Raw genomic sequence first — 20,625 nt, forward strand, 5'->3', positions numbered from 1 at the left:
ATTACTATTTTGTCCATCTTCAATTACTTGCATAAATTCGATGGACGCGTCTTATTCCCTCTTTATTACATACAAAAACCTGCGGTTTTTATAAAAGCCGCAGGTTTTTCCCATGTTTTTTTAAACTTTCTAAACTATTTTTTAATTTTCACATGCTTTCTGTGCATACTCTGTCTGCACCAGATTTTCATACGCTGTACGATCCGTCAGCTCACCTGCATCTTCCAGGATATCCTGCAGAAGCTCAAAGCTGTCTTTTTCAAAAATAAGATTTTCTTTCCAGGTATCCTGGTCATAATAACGTTTTACAATGGCAGTAATGGTTTCAAGATCTGTTTCTTTGAACTGCGGTGCGATCACTTCTGCGATTTCCTCCGGCGTATGACTCTGCACATAGTCCATTCCCTTCTGAAGTGCATCGGTAAATTTCTGGATGATCTCAGGATTTTCTTTCATGTAGCTTGCTTTTGCACTGTAGGATGTATATGGTACATAGCCGGATGCCTCTCCGAGAGATGCAACTACATAGCCCGCTCCTTCTTTTTCCAGAATGGTCGCAGATGGTTCGAATTCTACTGTATATGCCGCGGAATCATCACTGGTAAAAGCTGCTGCTGTGGAACCGAAATCAACGCTCTGGTCGATGGTCAGATCCTTTTGCGGATCAATGCCGTTTTTCTTCAGTATATATTCAAATACCATTTCCGGCATTCCGCCCTTACGACCGCCAAGAACCTTCTCTCCTTTTAGATCCTCCCATTTGAAATCAGGCATCTCTTCTCTTGCCACTAGAAAATTCCCCGCACGCTGGGTTAACTGTGCAAAATTTACGACAGGATCCGTGGCGCCCTCCTGATAAGCATAAACAGATGCCTCTGCGCCCATAAATCCAATATCTGCCTCACCGGAAATCACAGCAGTCATCGTTTTATCTGCTCCGAATCCCGTCACCAGCGTCAGATCCAGACCTTTCTCCGCAAAATATCCCTCCTCAATCGCCACATACTGCGGTGCGTAAAAGATTGAATGTGCGACTTCATTCAGTGTAACCTTTGTAAGCTTCTCTTCTGTGCTGTCTTTCTTCGCAGCAAATACTCCCATTGGCAGCGCCGTCACCGCCAGCACAACTGCTGCCGCCAGTGCAATCCATTTTTTATTTTTCATGCAGATACTCCTTTACAGACTTCTTCTGTTAGAGTATGCATAATTAATTAATTGGTGACCAGGGAAACATACAAAGTATCGTAAAACACAGTCTCCATGATTCCTTTTGTTAGGATATGCCCAAAAACCAACTGCTGATCACGATCAACTTTCCCATCAGTTAAAAAATATGAATTTTATTTAACAACAATTCAATTGTGTTCAATTTCCAATCCTGCTATGATTTAATCACAAAAGCTTTTGAAATTTCAATCAGGAGAGAATTAGGATGAATATTGGAAATGTGATAAAAAAATATAGAAAAGAGTCTGGTTTCACCCAGGAGGAAATGGCAAACCGCTTAGGAGTAACTACTCCAGCGGTGAATAAATGGGAGAACGGGAACTCCAATCCAGATATTGAACTGTTAGCACCAATTGCAAGACTGCTACATATTTCCCTTGATACCCTGTTGTCTTTTCATGAAAATCTGACAGACGTTGAAATTACAGAACTTATTCAGGAAATGGACAAAATGTTTTCAGCAGAAGGTTACGAAAAGACCTATCAATGGGCAGTAAATATCATAAAAGATTACCCTAACTGCAACATGCTTATCTGGCAGGTGGCGGTGATGCTTGACTCGCGAAGAATCATAGGTCAGTGTGAGCATCCCGATAAGTACGACGAACAGATTAATTCCTGGTACGAAATGGCACTAAATGACAAGGACGAAAAAATCCAGCACCATGCGGCAGATTCTCTGTTCGGATTCTACTTGCGAAAAGGGAATTATGAAATGGCAGAAAAATATCTGAACTATTTTTCCGACTATGATCCCATGAAAAAACTAAGACTTGGGCAATTATACATGGAACAGGAAAAAACAGAAGAAGCATATGAAAAACTGGAAAATATAATTCTTTCAGAGTATACTACTTTGAATCTTGCCTTTGGCATGATGATCACAAAAGCTCTTGACAATAAAGATCATAAATCCGCAAGATTCCTGGCCGAGAAAATGTATGCATTAGCAGGTATTTTTGAGATGGGAAAATACAATGAATGTGCAACCATGTTTAATGTTGTGGTGGCAGAACAAAATGTAGAAGATACTTTTAAGGTAATAAAACAACTGCTGGAGAATGTCGATACAATCTGTGATTTTCAGAAATCAAGATTATATAAACATATAAAATTCCAAGATGTAGAAAATCCATATGCTGAAGAAATGAAAAAAGAACTGATTGCAGGCTTCCAAAATGAAGAAGACTTTGCTTATATGAAAGGCTATAAACCCTGGAAAAAATTATTAGCAAAGTATTGATCCTGCTTATGTTTATTGCAAAATAAAAAACCTATTCATTCGCAATAGATCACATTTATAGATGAAAGAGATGCAGGCGTCGCGGCTCCTGCATCTCTTTTAACCCATAGGGTGCGTGATTGCAACGAAATTTACCACCTCAATGGATGATAAATTGCAATATATTTCAAAAATAAAAGAAGAACGTAATAAGGCACAGGACGAACTTGCTGAACTAAGGAAAATTCTTGAATTGCCAGATGATATTTCTTTGACAGAACACATTACAAAGATAAAAATAAATATTGACAAGGAGTAATTGAACCAGTATCATATAAGTACAAAGAAGTCTTTTTCCGGAGTGAGAAAGATATTATTACTTATTCAAAGGAAAGGGGCTCTGGACGAGTTCCTTTTTACATTTCATAAAATTTGATTTTATAACATATACTCTGAACACAAAGTAGCTCTGGATAGGATATTCGGAGTTGTAAAACGGCGGAAATATCATTGCTGGTATTTCCGCCACTTCTTTTATAGATTATTCGCACTATTCAATCCATCCACTCAATTACACAAAATCAAATCGTCTCATAATTTACATTAATATATGTACGCCACCCCCAAAATATGATAAGGTGAAGCAAATAGAATTTTTCAGGAGGTTATTAACAGTTAAATATAAATTATAAAATTATAAAATCATATAAGTACATGTTGAGTTTTATAAGATATTAGAGCAGAATATTATTGAAAGGAGTTGATGCTTTGAGTAAATATTATTCTATACATGAATTTTCAAAAATTATAGGCGTATCCGCCCAGACATTACGAAATTGGGATGCCAATGGAAAATTTCATCCGCATCATACTACAGTAAGCGGCTATAGATATTATTCTGACGAGCAACTCAACCAGGTAATAAATGTAAAGCTTAAAAATCGCATTACAATTGGATATTATCGCGTTTCCAGCCATAAACAGAAAGATGATCTGGAACGACAGATTGATAATACTGAAAAATCCGAACAGCAGGAACTTGTTGAAGATCTGGTTCAGATAATCACAGTATTCAGTTGCAAATTACAAGGAAAACGAGCGAATAAAGCTAAGAAACTTATCCGGGAATTGATACAGGAGAAAGTAGATGGTAAAAGCCATAAAAGTAATGTTAATACCAAATAATATACAGAAAACTAAGATGTTTCAGTACGCAGGTGCTTCAAGATTTGCTTATAACTGGGCTTTGGCAAGGGAAATAGAAAACTATGAAAAAGGCGGAAAATTCATTTCAGATGCAGAACTCAGAAAAGAATTTACAAAGCTTAGACATTCTGATGAATACGCATGGTTATTGAGTATTTCAAATAATGTAACCAAACAGGCGATCAAAGATGCCTGCACCGCTTATAAGAACTTTTTCAAAGGTTTGCAGAAATTCCCAAGATTCAAGCCAAAAAAGAGATCAATACCGAAGTTCTATCAGGATAATATTAAGATACAATTCAGCAATACTCATGTTAAGTTTGAAGGATTTTCTTCGAGCAGGAAAAGAAATAAACAAAAACTAAATTGGGTAAGACTTGCAGAGCATGGTCGTATTCCTACAGATGCTAAATATATGAATCCGCGAATATCCTTTGACGGATTGAACTGGTGGATCAGCGTATGTGTGGAATTTCCTGATTGCATAGAAAAACTTAATAATGATGGGATTGGTATAGATCTAGGAATCAAAGATCTGGCTATTTGCTCTGATGGAGCTAAGTATAAGAACATCAATAAAAGTCAGAAAGTAAAGAAACTAGAAAAACAGAAACGCAGATTACAGCGTAGTATCTCTCGCTCTTACGAGAAAAATAAGAAAGGAGAAAGTTACTGCAAAACAAATAATGTAATCAAAAAGGAAAAACTTTTATTAAAACGAAATCACAGATTAACAAATATCCGTAAGAACTATTTGAATCAGACTACATCTGAAATTGTAAGTCGAAAACCAAGATTTATTTGTATTGAAGATTTGAATGTTAGTGGAATGATGAAAAATAGACATTTATCAAAAGCAGTTCAGAATCAGGGGTTTTTTGAGTTTAGAAAGCAACTTGAACACAAGTGCAGCGATAAAGGGATCCAGCTTATTGTGGCTGATCGGTTTTATCCATCATCAAAGCTTTGCAGTTGCTGTGGAAACATTAAAAAAGACTTGAAATTATCTGACAGAATTTATAAATGTGATTGTGGAAATGTCATTGATAGAGATTTTCAGGCATCTATAAATCTCAAGGCTTATGGAGAAAGATTTGCAAGCTAACACTAAAACGTTAGTGCAAATATGTACGGGTACGTTAATCCGGAATTTACGCCTATGGAGAGTACAAGAACTTGTGAGTAGATAGATATTTATATCATCAAAAGCATACTCGTTGAAGTAGGAATGAAACATAGAAGTTTATAACTTTTTATAAGTTTTCAGTAACGGAGCATTCATATGAAATACGACTTCACTTCCATCATTGACCGGCATGGCAGAGATTCCATCGCAGTAGACGGCCTGAAGGGCGATGGTTTCTCTCCTGCCCCGCCGAAGGAGGGCTTCGATGCCATTCCGATGTGGGTAGCAGACATGAACTTTCCTACTGTACCTACCATACAGCAGGCGATCATCGAACGGGCCAGTCACCCGGCCTTCGGTTACTTCGAAGCCCCGCCGGAATATTATAAAGCCATCATCCGCTGGCAGGAAACACGCCACGGTGTCACCGGTCTGAAGCCCAGGCACATTGGCTACGAAAATGGCGTTCTGGGCGGAGTTATCAGTGCACTGAACTGCATCTGCTCCCGCGGTGATAACGTCCTGGTCCACAGCCCGACATACATAGGCTTCACCTCAAGCCTGAAAAACAACGGCTACGAGGCCGTACATTCTCCGCTGGTAAGGGATGAAAACGGCATATGGAGAATGGATTATGCAGACATGGAAAAACAACTTCGTGAAAAGAAGATCCACGCTGCCATTCTCTGCAATCCACACAATCCCTGCGGACGCGTGTGGGAACGCCGGGAGCTGGAAAAAGCCATGGAGCTGTACCGAAAATATGATGTCTATGTCATCTCAGACGAGATCTGGTCTGACCTCATCCTGAATGGCCATAAGCATATCCCCAGCCAGTCCGTCAGTGAAGATGCCCGCCAGCGTACAGCGGCCTTCTACGCTCCATCCAAAACCTTTAATCTGGCAGGACTTGTTGGCAGCTATCACATTGTATACAACAGCTGGTGGCGGGATCGTATTTTGAAGGAGTCCAGTCTGAGCCATTATAATATGATGAATGTTCTGTCCATGCACGCTCTGCTTGGCGCTTATCAGCCTGAAGGCTATGAATGGACCGATGAACTATGCGAAGTACTAAGCGGAAATGTAAGCTTTGCCTGTGATTACATTGACCGGCACTTTAAGGGTGTCAACGTTTCCAGACCGGAAGGCACCTACATGCTCTTTGCCGACTGCACCGACTGGTGTACTGCCCATGGCAAAACAATCGAAGATGTGGAAAAAGCCTGCTGGGATGTCGGCGTTGCCGTCCAGGACGGCAGGATGTTTTTCGGTCCCTGTCACCTGAGAATGAATCTGGCCTCACCCCGTTCCCGCATAGAAGAAGCCTTCCGCCGAATGGATCGGTACGTCTTCAACAGGTAAAAATCCACTCTGCCATTCATTACAATCTATGCTATAATAGAGCTCATAACATCAGCGTTCCATCCTGTCACTTTCCGGAACGCTGTAAACAGGAGGAAATCAATATGGATATTAAAGAGGAAATCCACGCATTATCAGAAGAAATGCTCACAAATCTTGGCAGACTGGTTGCCATTGACTCCCAGCTCGGTACCCCTTCCGAGGGAAAACCATTTGGTGAGGGTCCTGCAAAAGCCCTGGAAGAGGGACTGAAGATTGCCGAAGAACTTGGCTTTAAAACCGTAAACCTGGATAACTACTGCGGTTATGCCGAAATGGGTGAGGGCGATGAGATCGTCGGCATCGCCGGTCATCTGGATATCGTTCCTGTAGGCGGAGACTGGACCTACGATCCGTTCCGCCTTACCCGTGAAGACGATCATGTATACGGCCGCGGGACCACTGATGACAAAGGCCCTATCCTGGAAGCGCTCTATGCCATGAAGCTTCTCCGCGACCACGACGTGAAGCTGAACAAAAGAGTCCGCCTGATCATGGGCTGCAACGAGGAAACAGGTTCCAAATGTATGGATCACTACAATCAGGTAGCAGAAGAGCTTTCCTGCGGTTTCACACCGGATGCCAGCTTCCCGTGTATCCACGGTGAAAAAGGTCAGCTTGCCATGATCGCCTGCTCAAAAAACACCCGGATTATCTCCATGAACGGCGGTTTTGTATCCAATGCAATGTGTGACACCTGTACAACCATTGTTCCCGATGAGGACGGTCTGAAGGAAAAGCTGGAATCCGCACTTTCCCGGACGAAGCTCCAGGAATATAAGGTAACCGAAGAAAATGGCAGACTCACCATCTACGCCAAGGGTGTTCCGGCTCATGCCAGCACTCCTCATCTCGGTGTCAACGCTGCAGGAGTAACCTTTGAATGTCTGGCAAAAGCAGGCTTTGAAGATGACTTTGTGGAATTCTATAACTCCCATATCGGCACTGCATGTGACGGCTCCGGCATTGGTCTGAAATTTGCAGATGAATACGGCGATCTGACGTTATGCAACGGAATCGTAAAAACAGAAAACGGTGTCATTTCCTGTACCATCGATATCCGTGTTCCGGTAACTCTTAATGAGACCGATATCCGCAAAATGTGCCAGGACAGACTGGAAGATAAAAACGGTCGTATTGAGATCATAAAGGTTGTTGCTCCGTTATTCTTCCCAAGAGAATCTCCGCTGGTAAATGCTCTTTACAAAGCTTACACAGATGTGACCGGCGATACCGAACACAAACCAATGGTCATCGGAGGCGGCACTTACGCAAAATCCCTCAAAAACATCATAGCCTTCGGACCTGAAAAAGAGGGAATTGACTATCGCATCCACGGAGCCGATGAATTTATCCTGGTCTCCGGCATGGAAGAAGCGGTACTGATTTATATGGAAGCGATCAAAAATATGCTTGCGATCTGAAATCAGGAGAATAAGAAATCATGAGTACAAAAGCTGAACACGCTACAAAATTACACGAGAATGGCTGTAACTGTGCACAGGCAGTTGCCTGTTCTTTCTGCCAGGAATTTGGCATCGATGAAAACGAGATGTTCCGTATTGCCGAGGGCTTCGGCCTTGGAATGGGTGTTATGGAAATGTGCGGTGCTCTTTCCGGTATGGCTATGATCATCGGACTTTCCAACAGCCGCGGAAATACCGAAGAAGGTTCCGGCTCCAAAGGTGACACTTACAAAAAGCTCCGCACCTATATCCAGAAATTCAAAGAAAAAAACGGTTCCTGTATCTGCCGTGAATTAAAAGGCGTAGAGACAGGCAAAGTTCTCTGCAGCTGCCCGCAGTGTATCACAGATGCGGTTGCTCTTACAGAAGAATATCTTGCGGAAAACAGATAATCTCATAAAATAAAACAGCAGAATTGTATATTCCCTGTAATCCCGGGACATACAGCTCTGCTGTTTTCTGTTTCTATTCGCTTTTCACTGTCAGATCCTTCACCCATCTGTATTTCTTATAATTCAGGTACACAGCCGGGATCTTTACAACTTCATCCAGACTGATGAGCTTTCTGGTAAAAATGCCGGCGCTCTTTTATTTTCCATTTATTTTTGCCCACGCCTCTTCGTCAAACTTACGGTCTTTCACGCTTTTCTATTTCATCTCGATCTTAAACAATCTGGCCGCTTTTTCCTGTGGCATCTTCACTACAAGATTTCCATTTTCGATCTTATATCCGCACATCTCTTCCTTCGGATAGATCACGGATACTCTGCGGACCTGCTCTGCATTTTCCAGCGGGATCACAGCTTCTGTTGTTCTCGGTGTCCATACCGAAAGATAGGTATTCTTCTCTGCTTTCACTCCGTAAGCAAGAACTTCAGATTTCAGAGTTCCAAAACCAAGCGGGAAGAACGGCACGCCGTCACGGACTTCCTCACGGATCTCCTTATACAGGGAGATTCCCTCCTTCATACGGTTCATGGAATTTTCGCCCAGCTTCCATACCATACCGCTGATATATGGGCGGAGAAGCATACCATTTACTACATTGTAGATCACATGCTCTTCTTCATCCTCATACGGATATACCCACATACCACCCTGCTCCGGAGTTACCGCACTGGCTACATTGGCAGCGATATTGGCATTGTAGAGATAATCTGTCTGATCACTGGTAGACTGCAGGCTTAAGATCTTCAGCATACCATAATCCATACGCTGTCCGCCGGAACCGCAGTTCTCCACAACAAGCTCCGGATGATCCCGGAAGATTTCCTCATACCACTGGTGAAGACATTCATAATGCTCACGGATGGCATCTGCACAGCTGTCACTGTTCAGATCACTTCCATATCCCATGGTTACGTTATAGTCCACTTTAAAGTACTCTACACCGTAATCATTGATCAGCCTGTCTACTACATCACGGCAATATTTCCGTACCTCCGGATTGCGGAAATCCAGCATATAGCGTTTATTGTCAATGTGGCGTTTTCCATGACGGCAGACAAACCAGTCATCCGGAAGCTTGTTTGCCAGCTCGCAGGCAACTCCCATAACCTCGATTTCCAGCCAGAGTCCCATTTTCAGGCCTTTACTGTGTGCATGATCGCAGACTTCTTTCAGACCATTGGGGAATCTTCCGGATGCTTCTTTCCATTCTCCGACACGGTCCCACCAGAATCCATCGTCATACCAGCCTGCATCCAGGCAGTAATATTCGCATCCGAGCTCTGCTGCCTTGTCAATGATGGAAAGCTCCCGCTCCGTTGTAGGGTCTCCCATCAGGCAGTTCATGTAATCATTAAATACCACGTTCAGCTTCTCATCGTCCGTATTCGGTCTGCGTACTTTTCTCCGATATCTAGTCAGTGCCGCTGCTGCCGGATTCAAGCCACCTTTTACAACAGCTGCCCCTGCCGGAACGGTTGTAAAGCTTTCTCCCGGTTTCAGATTCTTATACCAGCCATGCTCCTGCTCTGTGGCGCCGCTTAAGGCAAGATACAGATTTCCGCCCTGTGCAGAGCCATATTCTGCCAGCCACTGTCCGGAGCTTTCAATCTGGAAAATATACGTCTCCCCTGTTTCTCTGTCCTCGGCAATTCCCATGGGAAGATACTCACAGGTAGACCAGGTGCCCTTTCCACTGTAACAATAACGGTTCAGGCCATATCCCTGATGATTGAAGCCATCTACGACCATTCCGTTTAAATTCAGCGTTTCTGCATCGTATTTCTGCCACTGTGCCTCACAGCACCAGCTGTTAAACGGCACATAGATATCTGTTTTTTTATAATAAGGCTTCTCGCCGCCTCTGGAAATTCCCTGATACATAAAAGAAGAAACATAGGTCAGCCCCTGCTCCTCGCTTCCCTCGTTGATGATCTCTGTCCAAGTCTGTACTGCCGGCACTCCATCAAACAGGCGCATATGATATACTGCCTTCAGCTTTTCCGGGGAAATCATTACGATCTCTAGCTCTTTTCCGCCGGCCTGTGCCTTCAGCTCATGGTTCTCATAAACAAAATCCACAGAGGACTGATTGATGTTGTTTTTGTAGGCATGCATGTTTAAGCTTCCTGTGCCGCTTCTGTGGATCTCAACAGCCGGATAACAGATATCATCCTTCGGCTCCATGACTGCTTTTTTTACTTCCTGTGAAGAAAAATCTGCCAGCTCTACCACGCCGTTTTCCCGGATACGAAACTGGATATCCAGGCCATTCTCATGTAATTCGATCATTTTCATGTTTTCATTTTTATAGCTCATAGAAAATACCCTCCGTTTTTCTGATTCTGATCACAGTATAATATCTGTTTTTTTATAAGGTGACAGGTATCATCCCCTGAATGTAAAAATGCAATATATTGTCGTATTTATTTTTGCGTGATATACTGTTTGCTGACAGTAAAGAGTACAGTCAGTCAGACATGTAGGGCGATTTAATCGAATATCTGCATCTGTCCGACTCGCAATTTACAGCTGAAATATTTACATTCCGCTTCGCAGCATACTCAGGAGGTTTTTTCATGCCAGATATTTTCCAGGACTCTTCCCGATATTTCCATATTTCTGCTTTTTATGCTCTCTCCCTGCCTTATTATCATATGGAGCATCACACACATTCCAGCTATGAGATCATGTATATCACCTCCGGTTCCTGCCGGGTTTTCTGCCTGGATGGCACACAGGACACGGAATTCCCACTGAAATCCGGGCAATTTATCTTTATCCGGCCGGATGTACCTCACAGGCTGGAGATTCCGGATGGTTTTCCCTGCTCGATCCTGAATCTGGAATTTTCCCTTACTCCCGAAAAAAGTCCGGTTGCTCTGGAGCTTCTCCTGAAAAAGGATCCCGGATTTTCCCAGTTCTGGAATTTTACGGAATCCTCCCAGGGCTTTTGCTCCGGCGCGGATTCCCGCAGCTTCGGATACAGCCTGAAGGATCTGCTCACCTTTTTACAACAAAATTCCGGTCAGATACAAAAGGAAGAATTTCTCTTCTTTCTTCTTTTCAGCCGCATGCTTACAGAGCTTGCATTCTGCGCCCGCTCCAGCCGGAACACCCAGGGAATCGTCTATCTGAAAAAAGCGCTCCGCTATATTGACAAGCATTATCTGGAAGACATTGATATTCCTGCCATCTCCGCATATGCAGGGATCAACAAATCCTACCTGCAGGCGCTCTTTACAGAAAAAAACGGCTGCACCATCAATACCTATATCAACCGCAAGCGTATGGAACAGGCCGCCTTTCTTCTGTGCAACAGTACTCTGCACATTACGGATATTGCCTTTTCTTCCGGATACAACAGCCGGCAGCATTTTGCACATACCTTCGAAAAATTTTATCATATGAGCCCCTCCAGGTACCGAAGCCTTCATACCCGGCCTCTCCGTTCGGATACCCAAAAGAAACGCTATCATATGACTGACGGACTGATGTTGGAAAGCGAACCCTTTCCTCAGGAATAAAACTTACTTCATACACCTACACCTTCAGGCTGATACCTGCGATCCACGTCTGAGCAGCCTAAAAAAACGGCCAGGTACGAAGCTCTTATCTCTTCGATAACCTGGCCGGCTTTTTATATTTATTGTCAAGCGGATATTCGCAATCCTACAGGGGACTTACTTGATTCGGTTAAAAATTTTCTATGGAAGCAGATTCTGCATACTCTTCAGGCTGATCGCCAGTGTGGAGGTATTATGCAGAAGTGCGGATGAAGTCGGCTGCAGGATACCTGCAACGCCACAGGCGATAAGACCTGCGTTAAAGGTAATAATAAAACGGTAATTGCGTCTGATACGCTTCATCAGTGCATTGCTGATCTCTTTCAGAACAACAAGCTCCTGAAGATCATCTGCACCTACAGTAATATCTGCGATCTCCCGGGCAATTTCAGCACCATCACTGATGGCGATACCGACATTGGCTGCGGAAAGTGCCGGAGAATCATTGATTCCGTCACCTACCATGATAACCTTTCTTCCGGCTGCCTTTTCTTTTTCGATGAAGTTGGCCTTATCCTCCGGAAGTACCTCGGAATAATATTCGTCCACTCCCACACGTCTGGCAATGGCTGCTGCTGTACGCTCACTGTCCCCTGTCATCATAACGATCTTGGAAATCCCTGCCCCACGCAGTGCTTCTACAGAAGCTTTCGCCTCCTCACGAAGAGGATCTTCAATACAGATCACGGCTGCAAGACGTCCGTCAATGGCAAGATACAGATGGGAATACTCTTCCGGAATATTGTCGAATTTCTCCTTGCCATCCTCCGGGATCAGACATTTCTCATCTTCAAATACAAAGTGATAGCTTCCGATCACGGCCTTATGGTCTTCGATCGTAGTGGAAATTCCATGCGCTACTACATATTCAACCTTTGAATGCATCTCCTCATGGGCCAGATGCTTCTTCCTGGCAGCACTGACAACAGCCTTGGCCATGGAGTGTGGGAAATGCTCTTCCATACATGCGGCGATACGCAGCATCTCCTCCGGATCATTGTTGTCAAAAGGAACCACATCCACAACGGTTGGCTTCGCCTTTGTCAGAGTTCCTGTCTTATCAAATACGATGGTATCTGCCTCAGCCATTGCTTCCAGATATTTACCGCCCTTAACTGTAGCCTTATGTGTACCGGCCTCACGGATCGCAGACAATACAGAGATCGGCATTGCAAGCTTAAGCGCGCAGGAGAAATCCACCATCAGAATCGCAAGGGCCTTGGTGGCATTTCTGGTGAGGAGATATGTAAGTGCTGTTCCTCCAAGAGTATAGGGAACCAGCTTATCTGCCAGATGCTCTGCCTTTCCCTCCAAAGAAGATTTCAGCTTCTCAGACTCCTCAATCATGGTAACGATCTTGTCATAGCGGCTGGAACCACCTACCGTCTTTACGCGGATGGTGATCTCACCTTCCTCCACAACAGTGCCTGCATAGGCAACGCTGCCCCCTTTCTTGCATACAGGTACAGACTCACCGGTAAGAGAAGCCTGGTTGACCATAGCCTCTCCATCTGTAACACTTCCGTCAAAAGGAATTACGGTACCCATACGTACAACAACCTCATCTCCCGGCTGGACCTCTCCGGACTCTACCAGGATCTCCTGATCCTCTCTCTTCAGCCATACCCTGCCAACATTCAGGGACATGGTTCTTGCAAGATCACCTACGGATTTCTTATGCGTCCACTCTTCCAGGATCTCTCCGATCCCAAGCAGGAACATGATGGAGCCTGCAGTACCAAAGTCCTGACGTAATACAGACACTCCAATTGCAGTGGCATCCAGGACCGGCACCTCGATCTTACGGTGAAGAAGTGTATCGATTCCCTTCCAGATATATTTCAGGGAAGTAGCTGTTGTATAAATGGCATTCAGCGGATATGGCAGAAAAAGCCTTCTTCCGTAATGGCAGATCACCCTGGAGATCAGCTTCTCCTGATATTCTGCATTCAGTGCTCTCCCTGAGCTCTGCAGCACCTGTGAAGGAACCTCTACATCCTGATAATGAAATTCGCTGATACCACGGATAACCGCAGCTCTGCTGCCCCGATAATTTACAACTGCGTCACAGGTTCTCTCGTATACCTTGGCAGAAACCACTCCATCAAGATTCTCGAGATAATACAACAGCGTATCTGCCTGCCCGTAGCTCATCCTCTTCTGAGCAAGATGGATACGAAGCCGGCCTCTTGTCTCATGTTTGATATAAAATTTCACGGAAAATCGCCTCTTTACTCAGCTGTCTCTTCTGCTGCTTCTTCTGTCTCTTCTGCTGTTTCTTTGAATGCATCCTCATCTGCAGTTTCCTCTGCTTCTTTCTCAACATCCTCTACAGCCTCTTCAGCTACTGCTCTTTCCTCATTGATCTCCTTAGCTTCAGCATAAATATCTTCAGCATTCTCCTGAAGATTCGTAGCTGTTTTCATGATGCAGTCCTTAGCTCTTAAAACGGCTGCTGTGCATCCTGTGTAAAGCTTCTTCGCATCCTTGCTTGTGAGGATCTTGATTCCTGCTGTACCGAAAAGAACGCCTGCTGCAAAAAGTCCTGATTTCTTGAATTTAAAGTCTACCATAATAATTTCCTCCTGATATATGATTTTTATTTTTTTCTGATTCCCGGTGAGGATTTTTCATGTCCGCCCCGATATTTTCATTATTATAAAATGTCTGTAAAAAAAAGTCCAGTGTTTTTTGTGCGAACTCAACACAATTCGTTAAATTTTCAGTTATTTTTGCCTAACAGTTAATTTTTACTAATAGTTTAATCTATCTAATTCTTAGTCTGTACAAACCTCTTCTTTCCTATTATATTGTGCCATAGCTTTTCCATACTCACCCAACCTCATGAATAGGCAGCAGCGCCAGGGTACGGATATTCTGTTCACTGATCTCCCCGCAGGCCCGAAGTCCTGCAAGGATCACTTCATTAAGCTTCTGTCCGGACAGATGGCATATCGTATCATCATCCAGTTCTACTGTGCAGGCGCCTTTTGTGCTGCATGCCACGCGATACATATTCTTTCGGCTGATAGCACCGATGGATTCCAGCGTATTGACCATACGGTATACTGTAGCTACACCGATCTTCGGATCCAGTGCGGAAGCCCTGTAATAGATTTCCTTACAACAGGAGCACTCTCCCTCCAGGATAATGTCCAGAAGAATCTTTCTCTGTCTGGTGATGCGGAGCCCCTTCTCCTTCAGTTTCTCTATAATAAGATCCCTCTGCATCTCTGTATGTCGGTAGCATCCTGTTTTTTTCTCTTCTGTTTCGGCTTCTGCAATATGCATTCTGATCCCTCCTTTATTGAGAAAACTTTTCTTTTATCTAATAAGTTAGTATACTCCAACTTAGGTTAGTTGTAAATAACTCGTTTGAACTTTTTTTACATATTGAGGATTCTGCCTGAATACCGTATAATGTTTCGTGAACCTGTACATAGGAAACCGTCGTTTTGACAAAATGACGAAAAATCCCCTTTCGTTTTTTCGTCAGAATGACAAGAAACTGCCGGAAACTTTGTAAGATTCAGCTCTAGCCCTTTTCTCTCATTTTCGATATACTGTTAACCAGCAAAGGAAATTACGTAAAACAATATATTAATTTTGGAGGGAAACAACAATGGCAAGTTTATCATTATCTCACATTAATAAAACTTATCCGAACGGCTTCCAGGCAGTTAAAGATTTCAACCTGGAGATCGAAGACAAAGAATTCATCATCTTCGTAGGACCATCCGGATGTGGAAAATCTACAACACTTCGTATGATCGCAGGTCTTGAGGAGATCAGCGGTGGTACACTTAAGATCGGTGACAAAGTCATGAACGATGTTGAGCCTAAGGACCGTGATATCGCAATGGTATTCCAGAACTACGCTCTGTATCCTCATATGACAGTTTATGATAACATGGCATTCGGACTTAAGCTTCGTAAAGTTCCGAAGGACCAGATTGACAAGGCTGTTCGTGAAGCAGCAAGAATCCTTGACCTTGACAAGCTTCTTGATCGTAAACCGAAGGCTCTTTCCGGTGGTCAGAGACAGCGAGTTGCTATGGGACGTGCTATCGTTCGTAATCCTAAGGTATTCCTTATGGATGAGCCTCTTTCCAACCTGGATGCTAAGCTTCGTGTACAGATGCGTATCGAGATCTCCAAGATCCATCAAAGACTTGGTGCTACCATCATCTATGTAACACATGACCAGACAGAGGCTATGACACTTGGTACCAGAATCGTTGTTATGAAAGACGGTGTTGTTCAGCAGGTTGATACACCACAGAACCTGTATCAGAAACCAGGCAACCTCTTCGTTGCAGGATTCATGGGATCTCCGCAGATGAACTTCCTTGATGCTGTTATCTCCGAAAAAGGCGGCAATGTAGTTGCTACGATCGGTGGTGAGCATGAGGTTATCGTTCCGGCAGCTAAGGCTAAAGTCCTGAAAGACAAAGGCTATGTTGGAAAGAAAGTTGTTCTTGGTATCCGTCCTGAGGATATTCATGATTCTCAGATGTTCCTTGAGACATCTCCAAGCAAACCAATGAACTCCGTAGTTAAAGTTTACGAGCTTCTTGGTGCTGAAGTATTCCTGTACTTCGATGTTGACGGAACTCAGGTTACAGCACGAGTTGATCCTCGTACAACAGCTAAGACCGGTGATCCGATCAGATTTGCATTCGATATGGAGAAAGCTCACTTCTTCGACAAAGAGACAGAGCTTACTATCACAAACTAATTCTCGTCGAATCATAAAAACAGAATGTAACCCCGGGGGATATGATTTCCCGGGGTTTCTTTTTATTTCACTAGTTTTATTTCACATCAGAAAGGACGCTTTTTATGAAAATACAGCAAACAATTCAAAAATGTCTGGATGACTGGAACCGGATCAGCGGTCTTGATTTCTGTATTCTGGATGAAAATGACCAGATATACATTTCCACAGGGGACCGCCGACTTCCTTCTTCTGAAAAGCTTGCTCAGTTTCGGGAGGATCCTGCCTTATGCATCTCCAACCGCAGCTGCAGTCTGTACAAGCTGAACAACATACCTCAGAGCAATATGCTTCTGATCGTATGGGGCTCCGGAGAGCAGGCTTCTACCATCGGAGAGCTTGCTGTCTGCCAGGTAGAAAGTCTCCTCACTGCCTATACGGAAAAAACAGACAAGAACTCCTTTATGCAGAATCTTCTCCTGGACCGTTATTCCCAGGTAGAAGCTTTTAACAAGGCTGCCCGTCTTCATATCACACCTTCTGCCCGCCGTGCGGTATTTCTTGTGGAAACCAAGCAGCACAAGGACGAAAATGCCCTGGCTACCATCCGCAACATCTTTTCTGCCCGCACACGGGATTTTATCACTGCACTGGATGATTCCGGCATCATCGTAGTACGTGAGCTTCAGAGCACCGAAAGCTACGAAGAACTGGAGGGTATCGCCTGCATGCTGGTGGATATGCTCAATACAGAAGCTATGACCTCTGCCTGGGTTTCCTACAGCAATGTTGCAGATGATATCATGGAGCTTTCCGATGCCTACAAGGAAGCCCGCACTGCCCTGGAGGTCGGCAAGATCTTTTATGCTGACAAAAATGTTTTCGGTTATAACCGTCTGGGCATTGGCCGTCTGATCTATCAGCTTCCCACTCAGGTCTGCAACATGTTCGTAGGCGAGATCTTCGGAGAAGAATCCCTGGAATCTATTGACGACGAAACCCTCAATATCATCCGGACCTTCTTTGAAAATAACCTGAACCTTTCTGAAACCTCCAGACAGCTCTATGTGCACCGGAATACTCTGGTGTACCGTTTTGAAAAGCTACAGAAGCGTTTTGGCCTGGATATCCGTACCTTTGAGGATGCACTGGCCTTCAAGCTTGCCATGATGGTGTCCGATTACATTACCTATTCCGGAAATCATGGAAAATAGATTCTGCTCGTAAAAATCCATCCAAAATGCAGGAACACAAAAAATCCCCGGAAACAGCAGATAATGTCTGTTTCTGGGGGTTCTTTATTTCAGCAGCATCAGATGCTCCGGTGGAAGATACAGATATTCCGGAAGATCTTTATCCGGATCCTCCGTAAAGCTGTTTTTGGGACGCATCCACCATAATCCGGTAGCATTCTCTTCCGCTTTGTTTCGGATCATATACTGATGTTCAAATGTAGTTTCTATGTATTGGTCTACCTGCACTGCCATACAGTTCTCACCCGGCTCTGATTCCGGGCGGATCCAGTGGCCGCGGATCCCTACATGGGTAATATCCATATCTACGTTTTCTTCGGTATGGAGCTTCATTTTCCAGTCCGCCGCATAGATTTCGTGAGGTCCCAGCCTCTCCGCTCTGGAAAAATTCTTACAGCCGGTAAGCTTTGCTGCCTCCAGAAGTCCCGGTCTCTCAAACAGCTGCTTTGTCTCCCCGGTCACAAGGATCCTGCCTTCATGTACAATGGAAAGCTCCCTGCAGAATTTATAGGCCTCATCTCTGCTGTGTGTCACAAGGATCATATCTCCCGGATAGTCCTTGAGGAAATCCTGCATCTCCCGCTGGAGCACATCCTTCAAGTAACCGTCCAGTGCGGAAAACGGCTCATCCAGAAGAATAGCTTCCGGCTCTCCGATCATCATTCTGGCCAGTGCCACTCTCTGCTGCTGTCCGCCGGAAAGCTGTGAGGGCAGGCGCTTCTCCAGCCCCTCCAGATGATATCGCCGGATCAGATCTGCCACTTTTTCTCTGGCGGAGGATTTTTCCCCACGATAACCGCAGCGGATGTTCTGTTCCACTGTCATGGTTGGGAACAGCGCATAATTCTGAAACAGATATCCGATCCGACGCTTCTGCGGTTTCAAATTGATCCCTTTTTCAGAATCAAACACTGTTTTTCCATTGATGACGATCCTTCCCTTATCCGGTGTTTCGATTCCTGCAATACAGCGTAAGGTCATGCTTTTTCCGCTGCCGGAAGCACCAAGAAGCCCAATGGCTGCCGAACTGCCTTCAAAATCTACCTTCAGGGAAAAATCACGGAAGTTTTTTTCGATATTTACTTTGACTGCCATCAGATCCACCTTCTTGTTTTCATTCCTCTTCCGGATACGATATTGATCAGCGCTACGATCACAAAGGAGATCAGCACGATCACAACGACCCAGAATCCTGCAGTTCCGTAATTTCCGGCTGCTGTCTCTGATGCAATGGCAACAGAAACTGTTCTGGTTTTTCCAAGGATATTTCCGGCAAGCATGGAGGTTGCGCCATATTCTCCGATTGCACGTGCAAATGCCAGCACTGTTCCGGATGCGATCCCCGGTCCTGCCGCAGGCATGACTACCCGCCAGAAGATCCGGCTGTCGCTCATCCCCAGAGTCTGGCCTGCATGGATAAGATTTATATCCACCTGTTCAAAAGCAGCCCGTGCATTGCGGTACATCAGCGGAAATGCGATCACTGCCGCTGCGATCACACAGCCCTTCCAGGTCTGCACGATCTTAATATCAAAATTATCCAGAAGAAAGCTTCCGAAGGGCCTTTTCAGACTGAAGATCAGTAGCAGAAAAAATCCAGCCACTGTAGGAGGAAGTACCAGCGGAAGAGTAAGGATCCCATCCAGTACTGCTCTGGCTCCCGGCTTCAGCTTCATGATCTTTCGGGCGCAAAATATTCCCAGAAAAAAAGCGATCACTGTGGCTGCCAGACCTGTTTTTAAGGAAATCCACAGAGGACTCCAGTTTATTTCTCTCAAAAGTTCTGTCATATTTCATTCCTGTGCCGGCATTTACTGTGTTTCAATATTTACTGCCTGCCGGTTTTCTACACCATACTCATTTGGATGTGCTGTCTGCGGAAGCTGTGCTGTCCTCAGCCTCCGTGTTGTCTGCAGAAGCTTCTGTGGCATCCTCGGAATCCTCAGCCTCATATGCTGTAAATCCATAGTCCTCAAATACCTTGATTGCTGCGTCAGACTCCACATAATCAAGAAAAGCCTCTGCAGCCCTGGTATCGTCTTCCGATGCTTCCTTGTCCTCGATAAGTCCCACAGGATAAAGAACCGGCGTCTTAAGGCTGTCTGCCGGCGCCTCTGCGATGATATCTACTTTATCAGTAACAGATGCAGCATCTGTCGCATATACAACACCAACCTCATTGCTTCCTTCACTGACTGCTGCAAGTACATCCGTTACATTCTTGCACTCGTTGATCTCCATTTTGTTTACATCGTCCATGATCCCAAGATTGCTAAAGATCTCACGGGAGTACTGTCCCACCGGAACATCCTCTCCTGCAAGCGCCATATTCTCAGCGTCTGTGATATTCTCGAATCCTGTTACCTTTGTCTCTCCGTCCTTTGGTCTGATCAGAACGACTTTGTTCTCAAGAAGATCCTTAACGGTGTCTTCCTTTGTCAGTTTTTCCTCTGTGAGGGCATCCATCTGTTTATCTGCTGCTGAAAAGAAAAGATCACAGCGTGCACCTTCCTCGATCTGTGTCTGCAGTGTACCTGAACTGTCTGCACTGTAATAGATCGTTACATTCGGATAAAGCTCATTGAAATCCTTCTGGATCTCCTCCATGGAATTGCTGAGGCTGGCAGCAATAAATGCATAAACCTCTCCCTTCAGGTTCTCATCACCTTTCGCTTCTGTGTCTGCCGCAAAAACAGTTCCGGTCATAAGGCCTGTTGTTAAAATTCCCGCGGTAAGGGCTGCTAAGATTTTTTTCTTCATCTTTTGTTTCCCTCCTTTTCCGTTTCGTTCAGTTTTGTTTAGTTTTGAATGGTTTTGTTTAATTTTACCGAAAGGAAAGTTTCTTGTCAAGCTATAAGGCATTGCTGTTTTTCTCTACAAGTGCTATCATAAATACATAGTTGACAAGCCAGGCGGATGTTCACGATCCGCTTCGTTTCTTATCATGAGTGGCTTACAGCACTCCTGATACAGACAAATCCCACACAAGGT

General features: G+C 44.4%; 18 protein-coding genes. 10 read left to right on the plus strand and 8 right to left on the minus strand.

From position 1 onward, the window contains the following. Nucleotides 1–141: 141 nt before the first annotated feature. Nucleotides 142–1,164 carry an ABC transporter substrate-binding protein gene (locus NE671_RS05230; protein ID WP_021652568.1) on the minus strand — a complete coding sequence of 341 codons (1,023 nt, stop codon included), beginning with the start codon at nucleotides 1,162–1,164 and terminating at the stop codon, nucleotides 142–144. A 268-nt stretch (nucleotides 1,165–1,432) separates the two neighbouring features. Between NE671_RS05230 and NE671_RS05235 the strand changes: the two genes are divergently transcribed. From NE671_RS05235 to NE671_RS05265, 7 genes are all read left to right on the plus strand, one after another. Next, entirely contained in the window at nucleotides 1,433–2,470 is a 1,038-nt protein-coding gene (locus NE671_RS05235; protein ID WP_059086116.1) for a helix-turn-helix domain-containing protein, read from the plus strand. Nucleotides 2,471–2,612: 142 nt separating this feature from the next. Continuing rightward, complete coding sequence (locus NE671_RS05240; protein WP_021652569.1) at nucleotides 2,613–2,768, plus strand: hypothetical protein; 156 nt, start codon at nucleotides 2,613–2,615, stop codon at nucleotides 2,766–2,768. A gap of 449 nt (nucleotides 2,769–3,217) precedes the next feature. Next, a complete protein-coding gene (locus tag NE671_RS05245) occupies nucleotides 3,218–3,634 on the plus strand; it encodes a MerR family transcriptional regulator (RefSeq protein ID WP_256163743.1) in 417 nt (138 codons plus the stop codon). After that, nucleotides 3,597–4,760: an RNA-guided endonuclease InsQ/TnpB family protein gene (locus NE671_RS05250; protein ID WP_256163745.1), complete on the plus strand. Its 1,164-nt coding sequence runs from the start codon at nucleotides 3,597–3,599 to the stop codon at nucleotides 4,758–4,760. The genes NE671_RS05245 and NE671_RS05250 overlap by 38 nt, the downstream gene beginning before the upstream one ends. 177 nt (nucleotides 4,761–4,937) lie before the next feature. Beyond that, complete coding sequence (locus NE671_RS05255; protein ID WP_059086118.1) at nucleotides 4,938–6,146, plus strand: MalY/PatB family protein; 1,209 nt, start codon at nucleotides 4,938–4,940, stop codon at nucleotides 6,144–6,146. Nucleotides 6,147–6,250: 104 nt separating this feature from the next. Further along, nucleotides 6,251–7,609: a M20 family metallopeptidase gene (locus tag NE671_RS05260; protein WP_173740707.1), complete on the plus strand. Its 1,359-nt coding sequence runs from the start codon at nucleotides 6,251–6,253 to the stop codon at nucleotides 7,607–7,609. Between the two features lie 20 nt (nucleotides 7,610–7,629). Continuing rightward, on the plus strand, nucleotides 7,630–8,043 hold the full coding sequence (locus tag NE671_RS05265) for a C-GCAxxG-C-C family protein (RefSeq protein ID WP_022426236.1): 414 nt from the start codon (nucleotides 7,630–7,632) through the stop codon (nucleotides 8,041–8,043). Between the two features lie 256 nt (nucleotides 8,044–8,299). Here the strand turns inward: NE671_RS05265 and NE671_RS05270 are convergent, their stop codons facing one another. Beyond that, nucleotides 8,300–10,417 carry a glycoside hydrolase family 36 protein gene (locus NE671_RS05270; RefSeq protein WP_173740708.1) on the minus strand — a complete coding sequence of 706 codons (2,118 nt, stop codon included), beginning with the start codon at nucleotides 10,415–10,417 and terminating at the stop codon, nucleotides 8,300–8,302. Between the two features lie 260 nt (nucleotides 10,418–10,677). Between NE671_RS05270 and NE671_RS05275 the strand changes: the two genes are divergently transcribed. Continuing rightward, nucleotides 10,678–11,625 carry an AraC family transcriptional regulator gene (locus NE671_RS05275; protein ID WP_173740709.1) on the plus strand — a complete coding sequence of 316 codons (948 nt, stop codon included), beginning with the start codon at nucleotides 10,678–10,680 and terminating at the stop codon, nucleotides 11,623–11,625. 180 nt (nucleotides 11,626–11,805) lie between these two features. Here NE671_RS05275 and NE671_RS05280 read toward each other — a convergent pair whose 3' ends face one another. From NE671_RS05280 to NE671_RS05290, 3 genes are all read right to left on the minus strand, one after another. Next, the gene (locus NE671_RS05280; protein WP_256163747.1) at nucleotides 11,806–13,881 is read right to left on the minus strand and encodes a heavy metal translocating P-type ATPase; all 2,076 of its coding nucleotides are present in this window, start codon (nucleotides 13,879–13,881) and stop codon (nucleotides 11,806–11,808) included. 14 nt (nucleotides 13,882–13,895) lie between these two features. Then, nucleotides 13,896–14,237 (minus strand): DUF6110 family protein, encoded by a 342-nt coding sequence (locus tag NE671_RS05285; RefSeq protein WP_161209320.1) that lies wholly within the window; start codon nucleotides 14,235–14,237, stop codon nucleotides 13,896–13,898. Nucleotides 14,238–14,496: 259 nt separating this feature from the next. Next, nucleotides 14,497–14,955: a transcriptional repressor gene (locus NE671_RS05290; RefSeq protein ID WP_243148620.1), complete on the minus strand. Its 459-nt coding sequence runs from the start codon at nucleotides 14,953–14,955 to the stop codon at nucleotides 14,497–14,499. Nucleotides 14,956–15,286: 331 nt separating this feature from the next. On the opposite strand from NE671_RS05290, the gene NE671_RS05295 reads away from it, so the two are divergent. After that, on the plus strand, nucleotides 15,287–16,402 hold the full coding sequence (locus NE671_RS05295) for an ABC transporter ATP-binding protein (RefSeq protein WP_015527387.1): 1,116 nt from the start codon (nucleotides 15,287–15,289) through the stop codon (nucleotides 16,400–16,402). A gap of 104 nt (nucleotides 16,403–16,506) precedes the next feature. Then, nucleotides 16,507–17,595: a PucR family transcriptional regulator gene (locus NE671_RS05300; RefSeq protein ID WP_021651931.1), complete on the plus strand. Its 1,089-nt coding sequence runs from the start codon at nucleotides 16,507–16,509 to the stop codon at nucleotides 17,593–17,595. An 84-nt stretch (nucleotides 17,596–17,679) separates the two neighbouring features. On the opposite strand, the gene NE671_RS05305 is transcribed toward NE671_RS05300, so the two are convergent. From NE671_RS05305 to modA, 3 genes are all read right to left on the minus strand, one after another. Then, nucleotides 17,680–18,729 (minus strand): sulfate/molybdate ABC transporter ATP-binding protein, encoded by a 1,050-nt coding sequence (locus NE671_RS05305; protein WP_161209322.1) that lies wholly within the window; start codon nucleotides 18,727–18,729, stop codon nucleotides 17,680–17,682. Beyond that, nucleotides 18,729–19,424 (minus strand): molybdate ABC transporter permease subunit, encoded by a 696-nt coding sequence (gene modB, locus NE671_RS05310; protein WP_118608664.1) that lies wholly within the window; start codon nucleotides 19,422–19,424, stop codon nucleotides 18,729–18,731. The genes NE671_RS05305 and modB overlap by 1 nt, the downstream gene beginning before the upstream one ends. 67 nt (nucleotides 19,425–19,491) lie before the next feature. Then, the gene (modA, locus tag NE671_RS05315; protein WP_161209324.1) at nucleotides 19,492–20,394 is read right to left on the minus strand and encodes a molybdate ABC transporter substrate-binding protein; all 903 of its coding nucleotides are present in this window, start codon (nucleotides 20,392–20,394) and stop codon (nucleotides 19,492–19,494) included. Between the last annotated feature and the right edge of the window lie 231 nt (nucleotides 20,395–20,625).

It is taken from the genome of Blautia sp. DFI.9.10 (assembly GCF_024461705.1).
Lineage (GTDB): Bacteria > Bacillota > Clostridia > Lachnospirales > Lachnospiraceae > Blautia_A > Blautia_A fusiformis.

Bases quoted from the DNA above. Each gene is read 5' to 3' on its own strand.
- NE671_RS05270 (WP_173740708.1), bottom strand. From the start codon at position 10,417: ATGAGCTATAAAAATGAAAACATGAAAATGATCGAATTACATGAGAAT.
- NE671_RS05285 (WP_161209320.1), bottom strand. From the start codon at position 14,237: ATGGTAGACTTTAAATTCAAGAAATCAGGACTTTTTGCAGCAGGCGTT.
- NE671_RS05290 (WP_243148620.1), bottom strand. From the start codon at position 14,955: ATGCATATTGCAGAAGCCGAAACAGAAGAGAAAAAAACAGGATGCTAC.
- NE671_RS05240 (WP_021652569.1), top strand. From the start codon at position 2,613: ATGGATGATAAATTGCAATATATTTCAAAAATAAAAGAAGAACGTAAT.
- modB (WP_118608664.1), bottom strand. From the start codon at position 19,424: ATGACAGAACTTTTGAGAGAAATAAACTGGAGTCCTCTGTGGATTTCC.
- NE671_RS05250 (WP_256163745.1), top strand. From the start codon at position 3,597: ATGGTAAAAGCCATAAAAGTAATGTTAATACCAAATAATATACAGAAA.
- NE671_RS05260 (WP_173740707.1), top strand. From the start codon at position 6,251: ATGGATATTAAAGAGGAAATCCACGCATTATCAGAAGAAATGCTCACA.
- modA (WP_161209324.1), bottom strand. From the start codon at position 20,394: ATGAAGAAAAAAATCTTAGCAGCCCTTACCGCGGGAATTTTAACAACA.
- NE671_RS05305 (WP_161209322.1), bottom strand. From the start codon at position 18,729: ATGGCAGTCAAAGTAAATATCGAAAAAAACTTCCGTGATTTTTCCCTG.
- NE671_RS05295 (WP_015527387.1), top strand. From the start codon at position 15,287: ATGGCAAGTTTATCATTATCTCACATTAATAAAACTTATCCGAACGGC.
- NE671_RS05275 (WP_173740709.1), top strand. From the start codon at position 10,678: ATGCCAGATATTTTCCAGGACTCTTCCCGATATTTCCATATTTCTGCT.
- NE671_RS05300 (WP_021651931.1), top strand. From the start codon at position 16,507: ATGAAAATACAGCAAACAATTCAAAAATGTCTGGATGACTGGAACCGG.
- NE671_RS05255 (WP_059086118.1), top strand. From the start codon at position 4,938: ATGAAATACGACTTCACTTCCATCATTGACCGGCATGGCAGAGATTCC.
- NE671_RS05230 (WP_021652568.1), bottom strand. From the start codon at position 1,164: ATGAAAAATAAAAAATGGATTGCACTGGCGGCAGCAGTTGTGCTGGCG.
- NE671_RS05235 (WP_059086116.1), top strand. From the start codon at position 1,433: ATGAATATTGGAAATGTGATAAAAAAATATAGAAAAGAGTCTGGTTTC.
- NE671_RS05265 (WP_022426236.1), top strand. From the start codon at position 7,630: ATGAGTACAAAAGCTGAACACGCTACAAAATTACACGAGAATGGCTGT.